Raw genomic sequence first — 1,443 nt, 5'->3', positions numbered from 1 at the left:
GTCATCCTTAAGCTTTAAGTGGCACATTTGATCTTCTTCGTGGTTTGTATTCGATAGGAATACAGAAGTAAGACGGTCAAAGGTGATGTTGTTATCCGGCTTAGGGTAGTCGATCTTTTTGCATTCTGCTGCTGGCTTAAGTGCAGCATGGTCGTAAGTTTTATCGCTGAAGCTGAAAGGCAGTTTACCACCAAAGATGTTTTGGTCGATAAATGTATAAGCCGCACCAAGGTAAGTGCCAAACTTATGCATAACGCCAACGAAGTTACGCGTGTTGTACAGTTCGTCGTGTAGCCAGCTGTTCTTGAACTTCGCTTCAAAGTTGGTCGCTTCTTCGCCTTCTGCACCGCCAGCAAGCTTCTCTGCAACAGCTTCTGCAGCCAGCATGCCACTCTTCATTGCTGTGTGAGAACCTTTGATTTTCAGCGGGTTCATTGTTCCTGCGTCACAGCCAATTAACATGCCGCCAGGGAATGACATCTTGGGAAGTGCATTGATGCCGCCTTTAATCAGTGCTCGAGCGCCATAACTAACACGCTTGCCGCCTTCTAAGGCATCTTTTAGTACAGGGTTAAGCTTACAACGTTGCATCTCTTCAAAAGGTGATACGTGTGGGTTGCTATAGCTAAGGTCAGTAATTAAACCGAGTACTACTTGGTTGTTTTCAATGTGGTAAAGGAACCAGCCGCCTGTGGATGAAGACTCGCTTAGTGGCCAACCCAGGCCGTGCATAACAGTACCTTCACGGTGTTTAGCTGGGTCGATATCCCAAAGTTCCTTGATGCCGATACCGTAATGCTGAGGATCTTTTCCTTCATCTAGGTTGAACTTAGAGATGATTTCTTTGCCAAGATGTCCACGACAACCTTCAGCAAACATTGTGTATTTAGCGTGTAACTCCATGCCTGGCATGTAAGAGTCTTTTTGTTGGCCGTCTTCGCTGATGCCCATGTCGCCAGTAGCAACACCTTTTACACGACCATCTTCATGGTATAAAACTTCTGCTGCAGCAAAGCCTGGGTATACTTCTACGCCAAGTCCTTCAGCTTGCTCGCCTAACCAGCGGCAAACGTTGCCAAGGCTAACAATATAGTTGCCATCGTTGTGTGTAGGTTTAGGGATAAAAGCGTTTGGAAGTTTTACCGACTTTTCCTGATTGGTCAGGAAGTAAAATTCATCACCTGTTACAGCGGTATTTAATGGTGCGCCCATTTCTTTCCAATTAGGGAACAGCTCATTTAACGCTGTTGGTTCTAGAACTGCGCCAGACAGGATGTGGGCGCCAACCTCAGATCCTTTTTCTACAACGCATACGCTGATTTCATTACCAGTCTCTTCAGCGATTTGTCTTAGACGACAGGCTGCTGATAATCCAGCGGGGCCACCGCCGACAATGAGTACGTCAAACTCCATCGATTCACGTTCCACAATAGGTCTCCTCGT

General features: G+C 46.6%; 1 protein-coding gene. It reads right to left on the bottom strand.

Annotation, left to right across the window (positions count from 1 at the left end; genetic code table 11):
* The coding region (locus A3735_RS03990) for an NAD(P)/FAD-dependent oxidoreductase (protein ID WP_068637619.1) at positions 1 to 1,428 on the bottom strand (1,428 nt) is incomplete at its 3' end.
* Between the last annotated feature and the right edge of the window lie 15 nt (positions 1,429 to 1,443).

The organism is Oleiphilus sp. HI0061, assembly GCF_001635675.1.
This window is presented reverse-complemented; position numbering and strand designations above follow the sequence as displayed.